This window comes from Methyloversatilis sp. (genome assembly GCF_965284615.1).
Lineage (GTDB): Bacteria > Pseudomonadota > Gammaproteobacteria > Burkholderiales > Rhodocyclaceae > Methyloversatilis.
This window is the reverse complement of record NZ_OZ260098.1, coordinates 3,577,249-3,593,534: the sequence shown is the minus strand read 5'-3', so window position 1 is coordinate 3,593,534 and position 16,286 is coordinate 3,577,249. Positions and strand designations below refer to the sequence as shown.

The 16,286-nt window shown below is 70.8% G+C and carries 15 protein-coding genes; 12 read left to right on the top strand and 3 right to left on the bottom strand.

Annotated elements, in window-relative coordinates; all coding sequences use genetic code 11:
• Positions 1 to 170: 170 nt before the first annotated feature.
• The 6 genes from ACQ66H_RS17090 (at position 171) to ACQ66H_RS17065 (ending at position 6,914) form a co-directional block, all read left to right on the top strand.
• A complete protein-coding gene (locus ACQ66H_RS17090; RefSeq protein ID WP_430435009.1) occupies positions 171 to 662 on the top strand; it encodes a hypothetical protein in 492 nt (163 codons plus the stop codon).
• Between the two features lie 28 nt (positions 663 to 690).
• Positions 691 to 1,326: a trimeric intracellular cation channel family protein gene (locus tag ACQ66H_RS17085; protein ID WP_430435008.1), complete on the top strand. Its 636-nt coding sequence runs from the start codon at positions 691 to 693 to the stop codon at positions 1,324 to 1,326.
• Positions 1,327 to 1,444: 118 nt separating this feature from the next.
• Positions 1,445 to 2,464: a magnesium chelatase ATPase subunit I gene (gene bchI / locus ACQ66H_RS17080; protein WP_019916960.1), complete on the top strand. Its 1,020-nt coding sequence runs from the start codon at positions 1,445 to 1,447 to the stop codon at positions 2,462 to 2,464.
• A complete protein-coding gene (locus ACQ66H_RS17075) occupies positions 2,461 to 4,323 on the top strand; it encodes a magnesium chelatase subunit D (RefSeq protein WP_430435007.1) in 1,863 nt (620 codons plus the stop codon). Before bchI ends, ACQ66H_RS17075 begins: the two co-directional genes overlap by 4 nt.
• Before the next feature lie 19 nt (positions 4,324 to 4,342).
• A complete protein-coding gene (locus ACQ66H_RS17070) occupies positions 4,343 to 5,872 on the top strand; it encodes a phytoene desaturase (RefSeq protein WP_430435006.1) in 1,530 nt (509 codons plus the stop codon).
• Entirely contained in the window at positions 5,865 to 6,914 is a 1,050-nt protein-coding gene (locus ACQ66H_RS17065) for a phytoene/squalene synthase family protein (RefSeq protein WP_430435005.1), read from the top strand. The genes ACQ66H_RS17070 and ACQ66H_RS17065 overlap by 8 nt, the downstream gene beginning before the upstream one ends.
• A gap of 10 nt (positions 6,915 to 6,924) precedes the next feature.
• Here ACQ66H_RS17065 and bchO read toward each other — a convergent pair whose 3' ends face one another.
• Positions 6,925 to 7,797, bottom strand: coding sequence for an alpha/beta fold hydrolase BchO (gene bchO / locus ACQ66H_RS17060; protein WP_430435004.1), 873 nt, complete (start codon positions 7,795 to 7,797; stop codon positions 6,925 to 6,927).
• Between the two features lie 51 nt (positions 7,798 to 7,848).
• Here bchO and ACQ66H_RS17055 point away from each other — a divergent pair, with 51 nt between their 5' ends.
• Positions 7,849 to 7,989, top strand: a complete 141-nt coding sequence (locus ACQ66H_RS17055; protein WP_019916967.1) for a hypothetical protein — start codon at positions 7,849 to 7,851, stop codon at positions 7,987 to 7,989.
• A gap of 10 nt (positions 7,990 to 7,999) precedes the next feature.
• On the opposite strand, the gene ACQ66H_RS17050 is transcribed toward ACQ66H_RS17055, so the two are convergent.
• Positions 8,000 to 8,947: a carotenoid 1,2-hydratase gene (locus ACQ66H_RS17050; protein WP_430435003.1), complete on the bottom strand. Its 948-nt coding sequence runs from the start codon at positions 8,945 to 8,947 to the stop codon at positions 8,000 to 8,002.
• On the bottom strand, positions 8,944 to 10,434 hold the full coding sequence (crtD, locus tag ACQ66H_RS17045; RefSeq protein WP_430435002.1) for a 1-hydroxycarotenoid 3,4-desaturase CrtD: 1,491 nt from the start codon (positions 10,432 to 10,434) through the stop codon (positions 8,944 to 8,946). The genes ACQ66H_RS17050 and crtD overlap by 4 nt, the downstream gene beginning before the upstream one ends.
• 142 nt (positions 10,435 to 10,576) lie before the next feature.
• On the opposite strand from crtD, the gene ACQ66H_RS17040 reads away from it, so the two are divergent.
• The 5 genes from ACQ66H_RS17040 (at position 10,577) to bchY (ending at position 16,272) form a co-directional block, all read left to right on the top strand.
• A complete protein-coding gene (locus ACQ66H_RS17040; RefSeq protein WP_304027734.1) occupies positions 10,577 to 11,470 on the top strand; it encodes a polyprenyl synthetase family protein in 894 nt (297 codons plus the stop codon).
• A gap of 10 nt (positions 11,471 to 11,480) precedes the next feature.
• Positions 11,481 to 12,677 carry a methyltransferase gene (locus ACQ66H_RS17035; protein WP_304027731.1) on the top strand — a complete coding sequence of 399 codons (1,197 nt, stop codon included), beginning with the start codon at positions 11,481 to 11,483 and terminating at the stop codon, positions 12,675 to 12,677.
• A gap of 85 nt (positions 12,678 to 12,762) precedes the next feature.
• Positions 12,763 to 13,698, top strand: a complete 936-nt coding sequence (gene bchC / locus ACQ66H_RS17030) for a chlorophyll synthesis pathway protein BchC (protein WP_019916975.1) — start codon at positions 12,763 to 12,765, stop codon at positions 13,696 to 13,698.
• A complete protein-coding gene (locus ACQ66H_RS17025; RefSeq protein WP_430435001.1) occupies positions 13,695 to 14,714 on the top strand; it encodes a chlorophyllide a reductase iron protein subunit X in 1,020 nt (339 codons plus the stop codon). The genes bchC and ACQ66H_RS17025 overlap by 4 nt, the downstream gene beginning before the upstream one ends.
• A 10-nt stretch (positions 14,715 to 14,724) precedes the next feature.
• Positions 14,725 to 16,272 (top strand): chlorophyllide a reductase subunit Y, encoded by a 1,548-nt coding sequence (bchY, locus tag ACQ66H_RS17020; protein WP_430435000.1) that lies wholly within the window; start codon positions 14,725 to 14,727, stop codon positions 16,270 to 16,272.
• Positions 16,273 to 16,286 lie beyond the last annotated feature (14 nt).

Genomic DNA, 16,286 nt, shown 5'->3' with positions numbered 1-16,286 from the left:
GCGCTGCGGCAATCAGCCGAATACCTGAGCCCGATCAGGCAATTTCCCCGTTCAAAACAACGATGTGGCGTCTGCTCGCGCCGATTTGTATCAGCGTGATGCGTTGGGCATGTCGGCGCGCGGCGTCGGCATAGACTGGAACGGTCATCTTCATCGGCCCCCGTTTCACCATGGCGCTTCCCCTGTTCAAGCCCGATTCCCCGCTCGCCGAGTTCGAACTGCTTGAACTGCTGGACCGCAGCAACCGGCAGGCGCGCGAACGCCTGCGGCGCTTCGGCACGGTGTGGCCCTTCGGCAGCTACGTCTGTCCGGCCGGTTTTGTCCATCCGCTGGAGTCCGACCCCGCAAACTACGCGCTGCCGCACTACATGCAGTACGAAATACTGCACGACAGGCTGGTGGCGATGGCGTGGAAGGACAGGCTGATCGCCTACACGCTGGTGGCGCAGATCGGTCTGCCGCCGGAGTTCGATGCTGCGCGCACGCCGTCGATCCGGGTCCATTTCGAATCGCCCGAAATGTCCATCTATATGTATACGCCCTTCCTGCAGGCGCCCTGTCGCGCACATCCGCCGACCGTCGCCGACTTCCAGCGCACCCGCTTTCTCGAATCCTTCGTGACACCGGCCGGCGCCAACGTGTTCGAGGCCCGGCAAGGCTGAAACCGCCGGCGGCGCCTACAATCGCCGCATGCCCAGATTCCAGCTGATCATTTCGGCAATCGAGTTCGCCGCCACGCTCGCCTTTGCCGTGTCCGGTCTGATCGAAGCGGCGCGCCGCCGCATGGACGTGGTCGGCGTGTTCGCCGTGGCCTTCATCACCGCCTTCGGCGGCGGCACCGTACGCGACGTGCTGCTCGACCGCCGGCCCTTCTTCTGGGTCGAGCACCAGGGCTATGTCTGGCTCATTTTCGGGCTGACCGTGGTGGCGGCTCCGTGGCTGCACAAGCACCGCGACATCGTCACCGAGCGCGCGATGCTGATTCCGGACGCGCTGGGCCTCGGTCTGTTTTCGGTCACCGGCGTCAGCCTGGCGCACCAGATGGGCATGCCGCTCTTCGTGTCGGTCATGATGGGCGTCGTCACCGGCGTGCTCGGCGGCGTCATGCGTGACGTCATCTGCAACGAGGTGCCGAACGTGTTCCATGACCACCGGCCCTATGCCCTGTGCGCCTTTGCCGGTGCCTGGCTCTACCTCGGCATGGACGCACTGGCGGTGCCGCCGCTGCTGTCGCTGGCCGTCTCGGTCGCGCTGATCGCCGGCCTGCGGCTGCTGGCGCTGATGACCGGCTGGTCCGTACCGCGCTGGCCGCGCGACGAGAACTGAACGCGCGGCACATCGTATAGCGTCAATCTGTAAACACATCCGAAGTGTCAGCATAAAGTGACACTATCGGCTGTGCCATCGATCTTCCATGGCGCCCGACTTCCGCGCGAGGTGCGCCATGTCGCAAGCCTTCCCGTTTTCGGCCATCGTCGGCCAGGACGAAATGAAGCAGGCCATCCTGCTGTCGGCGGTCGATCCGTCCATCGGCGGCGTGCTGGTGTTCGGCGACCGCGGCACCGGCAAGTCAACCGCCGTGCGCGCACTGGCGGCGCTGCTGCCGAAGATGCGCGCGGTCGAGGGCTGCGCCTACCAGTGCGACCCGGACGAAGTGGCTTCGGTCTGCCCGGTCTGTTCCGCCGCCGCCGCATCGCGACGCGCGCGGCTGGTGCCGGTGCCGGTGGTCGATCTGCCGCTGGGCGCCACCGAGGACCGCGTGGTCGGCGCTCTCGATCTCGAGCGCGCACTGACCCGCGGCGAGAAGGCCTTCGAGCCCGGACTGCTGGCGCGCGCCCACCGCGGCTTTCTCTATGTCGACGAGGTCAATCTGCTGGAGGACCACCTGGTCGATCTGCTGATCGACGTGGCCGCTTCCGGCGAGAACGTGGTCGAGCGCGAAGGCCTCAGCGTGCGTCACCCCGCGCGCTTCGTGCTCGTCGGCAGCGGCAACCCGGAAGAGGGCGAACTGCGGCCGCAGCTGCTCGACCGCTTCGGCCTGTCGGTCGAGGTGAGCACGCCGACCGATCTGCCGACCCGCGTCGATGTCGTGAAACGGCGCGACGCCTTCGAGCGTGACCGCGCCGGCTTCTGTGCGCAGTGGGCCGGACGCGACGCCCGCCTGCGCCGTCGCATCGTCGGCGCGCGCGATCGTCTACCCACGGTGCGGGTGCCGGATGCGGCGCTCGAACAGGCGGCCCGGCTGTGCATGCAGCTCGGCACCGACGGCCTGCGCGGCGAACTGACGCTGGTGCGCGCGGCGCGCGCACTGGCCGCCTACGACGGCGACGACGAGGTCGGCGACGCGCACCTGCGGCGCATCGCGCCGTCGGCGCTGCGCCACCGGCTGCGCCGCGATCCACTGGATGAATCCGGCTCCGGCGTGCGCGTGGCGCGCGCCGTCGATGAGCTGCTGCCGGCATGAGCGGGGTACCAATGCAGACTGAGGACACGATGGCGCGCTGGCTGCGCGCACTGCTGCCGGCCGCGCTGTGTGCGCTCGACCCGGCTGGATGTGGCGGTGTGCGGCTGCGCGCCCAGGCCGGTCCCGCGCGCGACGCCTGGCTGGCGCAACTGCGCGCGCTGCTGCCGCCCGGCACGCCGCTGCGCCGCATTCCGCTCGACGCACCCGATGCCCGTCTGCTCGGCGGGCTCGATCTCGCCGCCACGCTGCGCGCCGGCCGACCGGTGGCCGAGCGCGGCCTGCTGGTCGAGGCGCACGGCGGCGTCGTGCTGCTGGCGATGGCCGAGCGCATCAGTTCCGCCGCGGCGGCACGGCTGACCGCGGTGATGGACGAGGGCGTCGTGGTCATGCTGCGCGACGGGCTGGAGACGCGCGAGGCGGCCGAGTTCGGTGTCATCGCGCTGGACGAGGCGCAGGGCGACGACGAGAACCTGCCGGCCGCCTTGTGCGACCGCCTGGCCTGCATCGTCGAACTCGAAGGCCTGCGTGCCGGCGACTGCCCGCAACTGCCCTTCGATGCCGGACACATCGCCGCTGCGCGTGCGCGCCTGCCGACGGTCAGCGTGTCGCCGGTGGTGATCCAGTCGCTCGGTGCAGCGGCACAGGCCTTCGGCGTCGATTCGCTGCGCGCCTTCATGCTCGCAGTGCGCGCCGCCCGCGCTGCGGCCGCGCTGGACGGGCGCGACCAGGTCGGCGAGCCGGACGTGACGCTGGCCGCCCAGCTGGTGCTGGCGCCGCGCGCGACGCAGTGTCCGGGGAGTGCCGCCGAGGCGCCGGCCGATGTGCCACCCGAGTCCGCCGCGCCCGACCAGACGCCCGACAACGCGCCCGCCGAGGCCGCGCCGCCGCCGGGCGATGCGGGCGGCGAGCAGAGGGACGAGCAGAAGGACGAGCAGAAGGACGAGCGGCCCGCCGATCTGCAACAGCCACTCGAAGACCGTGTGCTCGAAGCGGTGCGCGCGGTGCTCAGTCCCGACCTGCTGGCGCACATCCGGCTGGCCGGTGGTCGCCTCCCGCGGGCGCGCAGCGCCGGGCGCTCAGGCGCGCTGCGCGGCAACGGCCAGCGCGGCCGGCCGGTCGGCGTACGCAAGGGGCGACCAGGTGGCGGGCTGCGGCTCAGCGTCATCGATACGCTGCGTGCGGCGGCGCCGTGGCAGGCGTTGCGCCGGCGTCAGGGCATGCCGGTGACGCAGGTGGCGGTGCGACCGGAAGATTTCCGCGTCGTCCGCTACCGGCAGCGCACGCAGACCACCACCATCTTCGTCGTCAACGCCTCCGGCTCGTTGGCGCTGCACCGGCTGGGCGAAGCCAAGGGTGCGGTCGAACTGTTGCTGGCCGACTGCTATGTCCGGCGCGACCGGGTGGCGGTGATCGCCTTCCGCGGCACGCGCGCCGAACTGCTGCTGCCGCCGACCCGCTCGCTGGTGCGCGCAAAGCGCAGTCTGGCCGGACTGCCCGGAGGCGGCGGCACACCGCTGGCGGCCGGCATCGAAGCCGGCTGGAGCCTGGCCGACGCGCTGCGCCGGCAGGGCGACACGCCGACGCTGGTGCTGCTCACCGACGGCCGCGGCAATGTCGCGCGCGACGGCCAGGGCGGTCGCGCCCAGGCCGAGCAGGACGCGCATGCGGCGGCGCGGCGGGTGCGCGCGTCGGCGCTGCGCACGCTGTTCATCGACACCTCGCCGCGGCCGCATCCGTCGGCGCAGTCGCTGGCGGCCGGCATGGGCGCGCTGTACGCGCCACTGTCCGCCGCCGATGCACAGGGCATTTCGCAGCTGGTGAAGCAGGCGGGTGCGCAGTCCGCCGGCCAGAACCGATGAACACGACCGGTACGCGGCGATGACTTCGATGAACGATCTGCCGCCGGCCGTCACCGGCGTGCGCCGCAGCGCACCGCACGCGGTGGTGATAGGCAGCGGCTTCGGCGGGCTGGCCGCGGCGGTCCGGCTCGGTGCACGCGGCTACCGCGTCACCGTGCTCGAGCGGCTCGATGCGCCGGGCGGACGTGCCTATGTACACCGGCAGGACGGCTTCACCTTCGACGCCGGCCCGACCATCGTCACCGCGCCCTTCCTGTTCGAGGAACTGTGGCAGCTGTGCGGCCGACGGATGGCCGACGACGTCGATCTGCGACCGCTGTCGCCCTTCTACCGCATCCGCTTCGACGACGGCGAAACCTTCGACTGTTCCGGCGACCCCGACGCGATGCGGCGCGAAGTGGCGCGGCTGGCGCCGGACGATGTGGCCGGTTACGAGCGCTTCATGCTGGCCAGCGAGGCCACCTTCCGCGTCGGTTTCGAACAGCTGGGCCACGTGCCCTTCGACAGCTGGATAGACATGGCGCGCGTGCTGCCGGCGATGGTGAAGCTGCAGAGCTACCGCAGCCTGTACAGCCTGGTGTCCAGCCATGTGCGCGACGAGCGGCTGCGCTTCGTGCTCAGCTTTCATCCGCTGTTCGTCGGCGGCAACCCGTTCACCGTCACCTCGATCTACGGCCTGATCGCGCATCTGGAGCGGCAGTGGGGCGTGCACTTCGCGATGGGCGGCACCGGCAGTCTGGTCAGCGGCCTGGTGAAGCTGATCGAGGGGCAGGGCAATCGTGTGCGCTGCGATGCCGAGGTGGTCGAGATCACCGCGCACAACGGCCGCGCCACGGGCGTGCGGCTGCGCAACGGCGAAACGGTTACAGCCGACGTGGTGGTGTCGAACGCCGACGCAGCCTACACCTACAAGCAGCTGTTGCCGTCGATCCGGCGCAAGCGCTGGACCGACCGTCGCCTCGACGACGCACGCTATTCGATGAGCCTGTTCGTCTGGTACTTCGGCACGCGCGGCCGTTACGACGCGGTGCCGCACCACACGATACTGCTCGGTCCACGCTACCGGGCGCTGCTGCACGACATCTTCGAGCGGCAGGTGCTGGCCGACGATTTCAGCCTCTATCTGCACCGACCGACGGCGACCGATCCATCGCTGGCGCCGCCAAGCTGCGACGCCTTCTACGTGCTGTCGCCGGTGCCCCACCTGGACAGCGGCACCGACTGGACGGTGGTGGCGGAGCGCTACCGCCAGGCGATCGAGGACCGGCTGTCGGAAACCCTGCTGCCGGGGCTGGCCGAACGCATCGTCACCTCGCGCGTTACCACGCCGATCGATTTCCGCGACCGTCTGCTGTCGCTGAAAGGCGCGGCCTTCGGGCTGGAGCCGGTGCTGACGCAGAGCGCCTGGTTCCGTCCGCACAACCGCAGCGAGGAGCTGGAGCGGCTCTATCTGGTCGGCGCCGGCACCCACCCCGGCGCCGGTCTGCCTGGCGTGCTGTCGTCGGCGCGCGTGCTCGACCGGCTGGTGCCGGATCCGTCTCATGTCTGACCACGACGCCGCCCAGGACATGGCCGCCTGCCGCCGTTTGCTGCGCGACGGCTCGCGCTCCTTCTTCGCCGCCTCGCTGCTGCTGCCGCGTGCGGTGCGCGAACCGGCGTGCGCGCTGTACGCCTTCTGCCGCATCGCCGACGATCTGGTCGATGACAGCGCCGCCGACGAAGCGACCGTCGATGCCTTGCGCCGGCGGGTCAACGCCGCCTGTGCCGGCCGGCCGCGCAACGACCCGGTCGATCGCATGCTGTCGCGGGTGGTGGTGCAGTTCGCGATACCGCCGGCACTGCTGCATGCGCTGATCGAGGGCTTCGCCTGGGACGCGCGCGGCCGGCAGTACGAAACGCTGTCCGAGCTCTACGACTACTGCGCCCGTGTGGCGGCGACGGTCGGCGCCATGATGGCCATGCTGATGGGCGTGCGTGACCGCGAACAGGCGGCGCGCGCCTGCGACCTCGGGCTGGCGATGCAGCTCACCAATATCGCCCGCGACATCGGCGAGGACGCGCGGCGCGGCCGGCTTTACCTGCCGCGCGGCTGGCTGCGCGTGGCTGGCATCGATCCGGACGCCTGGCTGGCGCAGCCGGTGTTCGATGCGCGGCTGGTACCGGTGCTCGATCGCCTGCTCGGCTGTGCCGACCTGCTGTACGAGCGCGCTGCCGCCGGCATCGAACAGCTGCCGCCGGCCTGCCGGCCGGGCATCCGCGCGGCACGCGCCATTTATCGCGACATCGGCCGCGGCGTGGTGGCCAACGGCCACGATTCGGTGTCGCAGCGCTCGGTCGTGTCGTCCTGGCGTAAGACCGTGCTGCTGGCCGGCTCGCTGACTGCGGCCGCGCAGCAGGCGGATGCGCGCTACGCCGAACTGGAGGAGGTGTCGATGCTGGTCAACGCGGTCACCGCGGCGCCGCTGCCGCTGGCTGTGCAGGGTCGGCTCGACCGCCTGCCGTCGCGCACGCCGCGACAGCGACTGGAATGGCTGATCGACCTGTTCGAGCGGCTGGAGCGGCAGGACCGGGCGCGCGCGCAGGGCGGCTGACGCCAATGGCCTACCGCACCGCTTCGGTGATCAGCGCGGCCAGTCGCTGTGGCGCTTCCTCGTGCGCCAGATGCCCCAGCCCGTCGAGCTCGATCAGGCGCGCGCCGGTGACCATGCGCTGTACCCGGCGCGAACAGTCGGCCGGCACCGTGCGGTCGCCGCGCGCGGCGATCAGCGTCAGCGCGGCGTCGAGCCGCGGCAGATCGCGCGCCAGCGGTGCGATGTCCCAGTTCGCCATCATGCCGAGCACCCCGGCCACGTGTGCGCGACAGCGCACCAGCCGCGCGTACAGCGCGATGCCGCGTTCGTCGATGTGCGAACCGGTGCTGGCAATCAACCGCTCGACCGCCCCGCTGCGCGCCGCGCTGCGCGCGAACAGGGCGGCGGCAAAGGGAGTCAGTGACAGCAGGCGGGCGGCTGGCGGAAACAGCAGGCCGGCCAGGCCGGGCAGCGGCAGCAGCGCGCCATTGAGGCTGACCAGGTGGCGGCCGGGCAGCAGGCCGTCGAGCCGCATGCGCAGTGCGATCGCCGCACCGGCCGAGTGCCCGGCCACCGCCGCCGGTGCGATCTGCAGTGCGCGCATCAGCGCGGACGTGGCGCGCGCCATGCCGGGCAGCGACAGCGTGTGGGCCGGCGGGGTCGAACTGAAGGCGTGGCCCGGCAGATCGGGCGCAATGACGGTGTGTTCGCGCGCCAGCAGCGGCAGCAGGTCGCGCCAGGAGTGGGTCAACGCGCCACTGCCGTGCAGCAGGAGCAGCGGCGGGCCGCTGCCGTCGATCTGTACGTGCCAGCGCACGCCGCCCGCATCGACGAAACGGCTCGCATCGCGATGGGGCCAGTCGGCGCCGTCGCGCAGCCAGTCGAGGCTTTCGGTTGCGGACATGGAGTTGTGAAGGTTCAGTGCAGTCGATGCAACCATACAGGAGGGCGTGCAATGAGTCCGACTACGCTGGTCATTGTCGAGGCGGTGCTGATATTCGGCGGCGTGCTGGTGTTCGCCGTGTACCAGCTGGTATCGGTGCGCCGTCTGCAGAAGCGCGAGGGCGACCGCAAGGACGAAGCGCCGGAGCGCTGACCAGGCTTCCTCAGGCGGCCCATGCGCTTCGCCGTGGCATGCGGAAGGGCAGCAGCATCTGTACCCAGCCGCTGCGGAAGCGTTCGAGGTCCAGACTTTCGTGCACGCCGTGCACCGGCTCGCCGAGCAGCCGGGTGTCGAGCAGCGAGCGCGCATAGAAGGGCGTGTCTTCCAGCGTGCGCGCCCGCGGTGTCGTGCCGGCTTCGCTGCGCGTCGCGCGGGCAATCCCCCAGCGCGTGCCCGGCAGGTCGTGCGCCGCCGGTGCGGCGAAGCTGCGGCAGCCGCCGTCGGCGTCGAAATGCAGTGCCAGCGAATGCGGCGTGCCGTCGCGTCGCTCTACGTCGTACAGCACCGCGGTGTCGCCGCCACGCAGGCTGCTGCGCGACCAGTGCCAGCGGGTGAAGTCCTCCTCCAGCGCGCGACTGCCGGCATTGCTGTCGGCATAGGCGTCGCCATGCCAGTGCAGCGCCGGTTCGCTCAGCCTGACCTCGACCCGGGCGCAGGGTGCGATCGGCAGCCACAGGTGGCGCCCGTCGGCATCGAGCGCGAAGGTGTCCTGCACCAGCGTCGGCGCGTGCAGACGCACGCTGCCGCGCACGCGCATCGGCAGCGGCGCGCCGATCTCGTCGAGGTCGATGGTGAGTGCCGCGCCTTCCCAGTGCAGCCGGCTCGGGCCGATGCGCAGGCTGTGCGCGTCGCGCTGCAGCGCCGACGCGCCGCGCTCGGTCATGGTCCAGCGGCGCTTGTCGCCATACAGCGCGACGTTCAGCGCGCAGTGCGCGTGCGGGTCGGCGGCACCCGGGCGACGGCGGCGGGCCAGTGCGTAATACGGCGAGAACACGCTGCCGATGAAGGCGATCACCGTCAGTCCGTAGCGACCGTCATCGCTGGTGGCGTTGACGTACCACCAGCGGTATCCGCCCGGCGCGACGTCGGCGTCGAAGTTGCGTGCGTTCATGAGCGGGCCTCCAAGCGGTCGTGCAGGATGCAGTCGGCCGCCAGCCGGCCGGACAGCGCGGCCATCGGCAGGCCGGGGCCGGGGTGCGCGCTGCCGCCGGCCAGATAGAGTCCGGGCACGCGGCTGCGCGCGCCGGGGCGGCGGAAGGCAGCGCGCCAGCCGTGCGAAGCCTCGCCGTAAAGCGCGCCGCCGGTCGCGGGAAACATCCGGTTGAAGTCTTCCGGCGTGGTGGTGACGCAGGCACTGGCGCGGCGTTCGATGCGCAGGCCGCAGTGCGCCATCTGGCGGAAGGCGAGGTGGGCACAGCGCTCGATCTCGCCGGGGCGTGCCAGCCGGCGGTCGCCATCGGCCGGCGCATTGACCAGGCAGAGCAGGCGTTCCGCCGGCAGCGGCGACGACGGCGGCGCGTCGCCGCGATCCTGCGCGCAGACATAGACGGTGGGTGCGCGCGGCAGCCGGCCGTGGCGCTGCAGGTCGTCGAATTCGGCGCGGTAGTCGGTCGAGAAGAACACGTTGTGGCGCAGCAGCGGGAAGCCCTCGGTCGCCGCGACCAGATTCCAGGTCACCGCCGACAGCGAGCGCGCGGCGGGCTCGACCGCGGCCGTCGCGCGGCGCACGCCGTCGCCGAAATGACCCGCTGGCAGCGCGGCGACGTCGGCGTTGGCAACCACGGTGCGCGCCGCCAGCCACTCGCCCGAGGCCAGCCGGACGCCGGATACGTGATCGCCTTGCAGCGTGATCTCGCTGACGTGCTCGCCGTAGCGGAACTGCACGCCGTGGCGCACGCACAGCGCGGCCAGCGCCTCGGCCAGCCGGTACATGCCGCCCTCGATCAGCCAGACGCCGCGCTGTTCGACATGGGCCACCAGCATCAGCGTGGCCGGTGCATCGAAGGGCGACGAGCCGCAATAGGTGGCGTAGCGGCCGAACAACTGGCGCAGCCGCGGGTCGCGGAAGTGGCTGCAGAGTGCCCGCCACATCGTTGCAAAGGGGCGGATGCGCAGGATGTTGACGCCGGCGCGCCGCGCCAGTTCGAGCGGCCCCGGCCGCTGGGCGCGCATGAAGCTGCTGTCGAGCGTGCGGTAGATGGTCTGCGCCTCGCGCGTGAAACGGACGAAGCGCCGCGCCTCGGCGGCGCCGGCGAAGTCGCCGATGGCCTGGGCGCTGCGCTCGACGTCGGCGTGCAGGTCCAGCTGCTCGTCGGCCGACCAGGCGTGGCGCGCCAGCACCTCGACCTTGCGCGTGCCGACGTGGGTGGCGAAGTCGCTGCCGGCGGCGTCGAAGATGTCCTCGAACACCTCGCGCAGCGTGAACACCGTCGGGCCGGCGTCGAGCCGCAGACCGGCCACGTGCACCTCGCGCAGCTTGCCGCCGGGCGTGCCTGCGCGCTCGGTCAGCGTCACCGCCAGGCCGCGGCGGGCCAGTTCGAGCGCGGCCACCAGGCCCGCCACGCCGGCACCGATCACCACCACGTCCTGTCCGCTCATGTCGGCTCCTGTAAACCTTCATTGACGTTACGACCTGTCATGTCTACATTACATTACACCAGCGCCTGACAATCAAGATTGACAGTTGGCGCGATAACTCGTCGGACGCAGCTGCGCGCCGACACATGCGGGGGAACAGGCCATGGATGGAATGAAGCGCATCGAGCAGGCCCTGGGGATGGCGGTCGAACAATCGCTGGTGGCTGCGCTGTCGCATGCCGACGGCCCCGGCTGCCCGCCACTGCTGGCGGCGGCCATCCGTCACGCGGTGTTCCCGGGCGGCGCGCGCATCCGGCCGCGGCTCTGTCTGGCTGCGGCCTGCGCCTGCGGCGAGGACGACACGTCGATCGCCGATCACGCCGCCGCGGCAATCGAACTGCTGCACTGCGCGTCGCTGGTGCATGACGATCTGCCCTGCTTCGACGATGCGCCACTGCGCCGGGGCAAGCCTTCGGTGCACAGCGCCTTCGGCGAGCGCATCGCCGTGCTCACCGGGGACGCGCTGATCGTGCTCGCCTTCCAGACGATGGCGCGCGGCGGCGCCCAGGCGCCGTACCGTCTGCTGCCGCTGCTGTCCATCATCGGCCGCGGTGTCGGCGTGCCGTCGGGCATCGTCGCCGGCCAGGCGCTCGAGTGCGAAACCGACGTGAACCTGCGCCAGTACCAGCAGGCCAAGACCGGCGCGCTGTTTGCCGCGGCCACCATGGCCGGTGCGGCGGCGGCGGGGGCCGATCCCGGCCCGTGGCGCGCGCTCGGCGACTGCATGGGCGAAGCCTTCCAGGTGGCCGACGACATCCTCGACGTGGCATCGACGCAGGAGCGCATCGGCAAGCCGATCGGCCGCGACGCCGCACTGGGCCGGCCGAGCGCCGCTCGCGAACTGGGCATACCGGGCGCAGTGAAACGGCTGCAGCAACTGGTCAGCGACGCCATGGACGCGGTGCCCGCCTGCTCCGGTGCCGACGGACTGCGCGCGGTGATCGCGATGGAAGCGCAGCGCTTCCTGCCGGCAGAGATCGCCGACTGCGCCGCCTGAAGATCGCGCCATGGACCTGCCCGACACATTCCGGCCGCCGGCGGTGACGGCGAGCGAAGGTCTGGTCGAGCGCATCCGCCAGGCGGCGGAGCGCTTGCTCAGCAGCCCGCGTTTCCATCGCTGGGCGGCCGCCTTTCCGCTGACGCGCCACAAGGCGCGGCGCGAGGCGCGTGCGCTGTTCGACCTGTGCGCCGGCTTCGTCTATTCGCAGGTGCTGCTCGCCTGCGTGCGGCTGAAACTGTTCGAGCTGCTGGCCGACGGCGCGCAGAGCGCGCAGCAGGTGGCTTTGCGCACCGGGCTCAGCCGCGACGCCGCCGAGCGACTGCTGGACGCGGCGGTGGCGTTGCGCCTGGCGTCGCGCCGTGCCGGTGGCCGCTACGGCCTGGGCATGCTGGGGGCGGCCGTGCGGGCCAATCCGGGCATCGCCGACATGGTCGAGCACCACGGGCGCGTCTATCGCGATTTCGAGGATCCGGTGGCGCTGCTGCGCGGCCTGTCCGGCGCCACCGCGCTGTCCGGCTACTGGCCCTATGCCGGCAATGCCGACGCCGCCGCGCTCGACGACGGCCGCATCGCCGACTACACGGCGCTGATGGCGGCGTCGCAGCCGCTGGTGGCCGACGAAGTGCTCGATACCTATCCGGTCGCCATGCACCGCTGCCTGCTCGATGTCGGCGGCGGCGACGGCAGCTTCCTGCGCGCTGCGGCGCGTCGCGCGCCGGACCTGCGGCTGCAGCTGTTCGACCTGCCGGCGGTGGCGAATCAGGCGCGCCGGCGCTTTGCCGAGGCGGGCCTGACGGCGCGTGCCGAGGTGTTCGGCGGCGCCTTCCAGACTGACGCCTTGCCGCGCGGCGCCGACCTGGTGTCGGTGGTGCGCGTGCTGCACGACCACGACGACGACGACGTGATGCAGCTGCTGCGCGCCATCCGCGCGCTGCTGCCACCCGACGGCACGCTGCTGATCGCCGAACCGATGTCCGGCGTGGCCGGTGCCGAGCCGGTCGGCGACGCCTATTTCGGCTTCTACCTGATGGCGATGGGGCGGGGCCGCCCGCGCAGCGAGGCGCGGCTCACCGACATGCTGCGCGCCGCCGGCTTCTGCCAGATCGGCCGTCTGCCGACGCGGATTCCGCTGCAGACCTGCGTGCTGGTGGCGCGTCCACGACCGCTGACACACGATGAAGCAGAAAGTGTAATTAAACGTTGACACACGTCAGGGTAAACATAGAATGACACTTATGCGACAGGCCGTGCTGACACCGTCAGCCGACCGTCCTCAACGAGGAGGCGCGATGGACAGCATGGCCGTAGTGCTGCAGCAACCGGAACAGCTGGTCGTGACACGGCTGGATCTGGCGCCTGCAGGAGACGCCGACGTCGTCGTCGATGTCGAGTGGAGCGGCATCAGCACCGGCACCGAACGCCTGCTGTGGTCCGGTCGCATGCCGCCCTTTCCGGGCATGGGTTATCCGCTGGTGCCGGGTTACGAATCGGTGGGCCGCGTCAGCGCCGCCGGGCGTGCTGCCGGTCTGCGCATCGGCGAGCGGGTGTTCGTGCCGGGTGCGCGCTGTTTCGGCGAGGTGCGCGGCCTGTTCGGCGGAGCCGCCTCACGGCTGGTGGTACCGGCGGCGCGGGCGCTGCCGATAGACGAAGCCCTGGCCGAACGCGGCATCCTGCTGGCGCTGGCCGCCACCGCACAGCACGCGGTCATGGGCGGCGCCAGGCTGCCTGATCTCATCATCGGTCACGGCGTGCTCGGCCGGCTGGTCGCCCGGCTGACCGTGGCCGCCGGCGGCGAGCCGGTGGTGTGGGAAACGAATCCGATGCGCGCCGCCGGCAGCACCGGCTACGCGGTCATCCCGGCCGCGCTGGACAGCCGCCGCGACTACCGCTGCATCTGCGACGTCAGCGGCGACGCGACGCTGCTCGACACGCTGATCGCACGGCTGGCACCGCAGGGCGAAATCGTGCTGGCCGGCTTCTACGAGGACGCACTGTCCTTCCATTTCGCACCGGCCTTCATGCGCGAGGCGCGACTGCGCGTCGCCGCCCAGTGGCAGGACGCCGATCTGGCCACCGTGCGCGACATGGCCGCCGACGGCCGGCTGTCGCTCGATGGCCTGATCACGCATCGCGAGGTGGCCAGCCGCGCCGACCTCGCCTACCGCACGGCATTCGGTGACCCCGGCTGCCTGAAGATGATCCTCGACTGGAGACAGCTGTCATGACCGAAGCCTGTGGCGGCGGCGCCGTCAGCACCATCAAGTTCGACCTGACCAAGGTGCTGCGCGCCGAGGCAGCGATCGATCCCGATCCCGTCGCGGATGGCGAAGTGACCAAGCAGACGCAGATCATCGCCATCTACGGCAAGGGCGGCATCGGCAAGAGTTTCACGCTGGCCAACCTGAGCTACATGATGGCGCAGCAGGGCAAGAAGGTGCTGCTGATCGGCTGCGACCCGAAGAGCGACACCACCTCGCTGCTGTTCGGCGGCAAGGCCTGCCCGACCATCATCGAAACCAGTTCGAAGAAGAAGCTGGCCGGCGAGGACGTGGGCATCGGCGACGTCTGCTTCATCCGCGACGGCGTGTTCGCGATGGAGTTGGGCGGCCCCGAGGTCGGCCGCGGCTGCGGCGGGCGCGGCATCATCCACGGCTTCGAAACGCTGGAGAAGCTCGGTTTCCACGACTGGGGTTTCGACTACGTGCTGCTCGATTTCCTCGGCGACGTGGTGTGCGGCGGCTTCGGCCTGCCGATCGCCCGCGACATGTGCCAGAAGGTGATCGTGGTCGCCAGCAACGACCTGCAGAGCCTGTACGTCGCCAACAACGTGTGCAGCGCGGTCGAGTATTTCCGCAAGCTGGGCGGCAATGTCGGCGTGGCGGGCGTGGTGATCAACCGCGACGACGGCACCGGCGAGGCGGCGCGGTTCGCCGATGCGGCCGGCATTCCGGTGCTGGCCACCATCCCGGCCAACGACGACATCCGGCGCAAGAGCGCCAGCTACGAAATCATCGGCCGCCCTGGTTCGCAATGGGCGCCGCTGTTCGAGGAACTGGCCACCAATGTGGCTGAGGCGCCACCGGTGCGGCCGAAGCCGATGACCCAGGACGGTCTGCTCGGCCTGTTCGCCGCCGACGTGACCGGTCGCGACTACGTGATGACGCCGGCCACGGTGGCCGACATGCTGGGTCGAGAAGACGTGATCCGGCCGTCGCTCGAAGTGGTGTACGACACCGTCTGAGGTGGCCACCATGACCGACACAACGCATACACAGGTCATCAACACCGACGCGCTGTCGGCGCAGCGCCGGCCGGCCGACGGCGACGGCATCGGCTGTCACGCCGGGCGCGAACAGCTGGACGGCGCGGCGCGCGCCGCCGGCAAGAGCGAAACGCTGGACCGCTACGCCGCCGACTATCCGAAGGGCCCGCACGACCAGCCGCAGAGCATGTGCCCGGCTTTCGGTTCGCTGCGCGTCGGTCTGCGCATGCGCCGCACCGCAACCGTGCTGTCCGGTTCCGCCTGCTGCGTCTATGGCCTCACCTTCACTTCGCATTTCTACGGCGCCCGCCGCAGCGTCGGCTACGTGCCCTTCAACAGCGAAACGCTGGTGACCGGCAAGCTGTTCGAGGACATCCGCGAGGCGGTGTACAAGCTGGCCGATCCGGCCCAGTACGACGCCATCGTCATCATCAATCTGTGCGTGCCGACCGCCAGCGGCGTGCCGCTGCAGCTGCTGCCGAAAGAGATCGACGGCGTACGCATCATCGGCATCGACGTGCCGGGCTTCGGCGTCCCGACGCACGCCGAGGCGAAGGACGTGCTGGCCGGCGCGATGCTGCGCTACGCCCGCCAGGAGGCGGAGCAGGGGCCGGTGCAGGCGCCGCGCAGCGGTGTGGCCGACCGGCCGACGGTGGCGCTGGTGGGCGAAATGTTCCCGGTCGATCCGGTCATCATCGGCTCGCTGCTCGAACCGATGGGACTGGCCGCCGGCCCGGTGGTGCCGACACGCGAATGGCGCGAGCTGTACGCCGCGCTCGACTGCGCGGTGGTCGGTGCCATCCATCCTTTCTATACCGCGAGCTTCCGCGAGTTCGAAGCGGCGGGTCGGCCCATCGTCGGCTCCGCGCCGATCGGTCACGACGGCAGCGAGGCCTGGCTGCAGTCCGTCGGCCAGGCGGCCAACGTCGGTCAGGCGCAGATCGACGCGGCGAAGAACCGCTTCCTGCCGGCGATACGCGGCGCGCTTGCCGCCAACCCGATCAGGGGCCGCATCACGCTGTCCGGCTACGAAGGTTCGGAACTGCTGGTGGCGCGGCTGCTGGTCGAGAGCGGCGCCGACCTGCGCTATGTCGGCACCGCCTGCCCGCAGACGCCGCACAGCGCGGCCGACCGCGAATGGCTGAGCGCGCACGGCGTGCATGTGCAGTACCGCGCCTCGCTCGAACAGGATCTCGCCGCGATGCGCGAATTCCGTCCGGACCTGGCGATCGGTACGACACCGGTGGTGCAGGCGGCGAAGGAGGCGCGCATCCCGGCGCTGTACTTCACCAATCTGATTTCGGCACGACCGCTGATGGGGCCGGCCGGTGCCGGCTCGCTGGCACAGGTGATCAATGGCGCCATCGGCAACAAGGCGCGCTTCGACACGATGAGCGAATTCTTCGACGGCGTCGGCAGCGGTCACGCCGGCGGCGTGTGGCAGGACGTGCCGAAGGACAGGCCGGAATACCGCGCCGCCTACCGCGCGAAGATGGCCAAGCTGGCCCGCGCGCGCAGCGTCGAGGAGGCCATATGAGTACGCAGCGGAGT

Coding starts and splice junctions, on each gene's coding strand:
- ACQ66H_RS17055 (WP_019916967.1), top strand. CDS start 7,849: ATGAGTCCGACTACGCTGGTCATTGTCGAGGCGGTGCTGATATTCGGC.
- bchC (WP_019916975.1), top strand. CDS start 12,763: ATGGACAGCATGGCCGTAGTGCTGCAGCAACCGGAACAGCTGGTCGTG.
- ACQ66H_RS17085 (WP_430435008.1), top strand. CDS start 691: ATGCCCAGATTCCAGCTGATCATTTCGGCAATCGAGTTCGCCGCCACG.
- ACQ66H_RS17050 (WP_430435003.1), bottom strand. CDS start 8,947: ATGAACGCACGCAACTTCGACGCCGACGTCGCGCCGGGCGGATACCGC.
- ACQ66H_RS17070 (WP_430435006.1), top strand. CDS start 4,343: ATGACTTCGATGAACGATCTGCCGCCGGCCGTCACCGGCGTGCGCCGC.
- ACQ66H_RS17090 (WP_430435009.1), top strand. CDS start 171: ATGGCGCTTCCCCTGTTCAAGCCCGATTCCCCGCTCGCCGAGTTCGAA.
- ACQ66H_RS17035 (WP_304027731.1), top strand. CDS start 11,481: ATGGACCTGCCCGACACATTCCGGCCGCCGGCGGTGACGGCGAGCGAA.
- ACQ66H_RS17065 (WP_430435005.1), top strand. CDS start 5,865: ATGTCTGACCACGACGCCGCCCAGGACATGGCCGCCTGCCGCCGTTTG.
- ACQ66H_RS17075 (WP_430435007.1), top strand. CDS start 2,461: ATGAGCGGGGTACCAATGCAGACTGAGGACACGATGGCGCGCTGGCTG.
- bchY (WP_430435000.1), top strand. CDS start 14,725: ATGACCGACACAACGCATACACAGGTCATCAACACCGACGCGCTGTCG.
- bchO (WP_430435004.1), bottom strand. CDS start 7,797: ATGTCCGCAACCGAAAGCCTCGACTGGCTGCGCGACGGCGCCGACTGG.
- crtD (WP_430435002.1), bottom strand. CDS start 10,434: ATGAGCGGACAGGACGTGGTGGTGATCGGTGCCGGCGTGGCGGGCCTG.
- ACQ66H_RS17040 (WP_304027734.1), top strand. CDS start 10,577: ATGGATGGAATGAAGCGCATCGAGCAGGCCCTGGGGATGGCGGTCGAA.
- bchI (WP_019916960.1), top strand. CDS start 1,445: ATGTCGCAAGCCTTCCCGTTTTCGGCCATCGTCGGCCAGGACGAAATG.
- ACQ66H_RS17025 (WP_430435001.1), top strand. CDS start 13,695: ATGACCGAAGCCTGTGGCGGCGGCGCCGTCAGCACCATCAAGTTCGAC.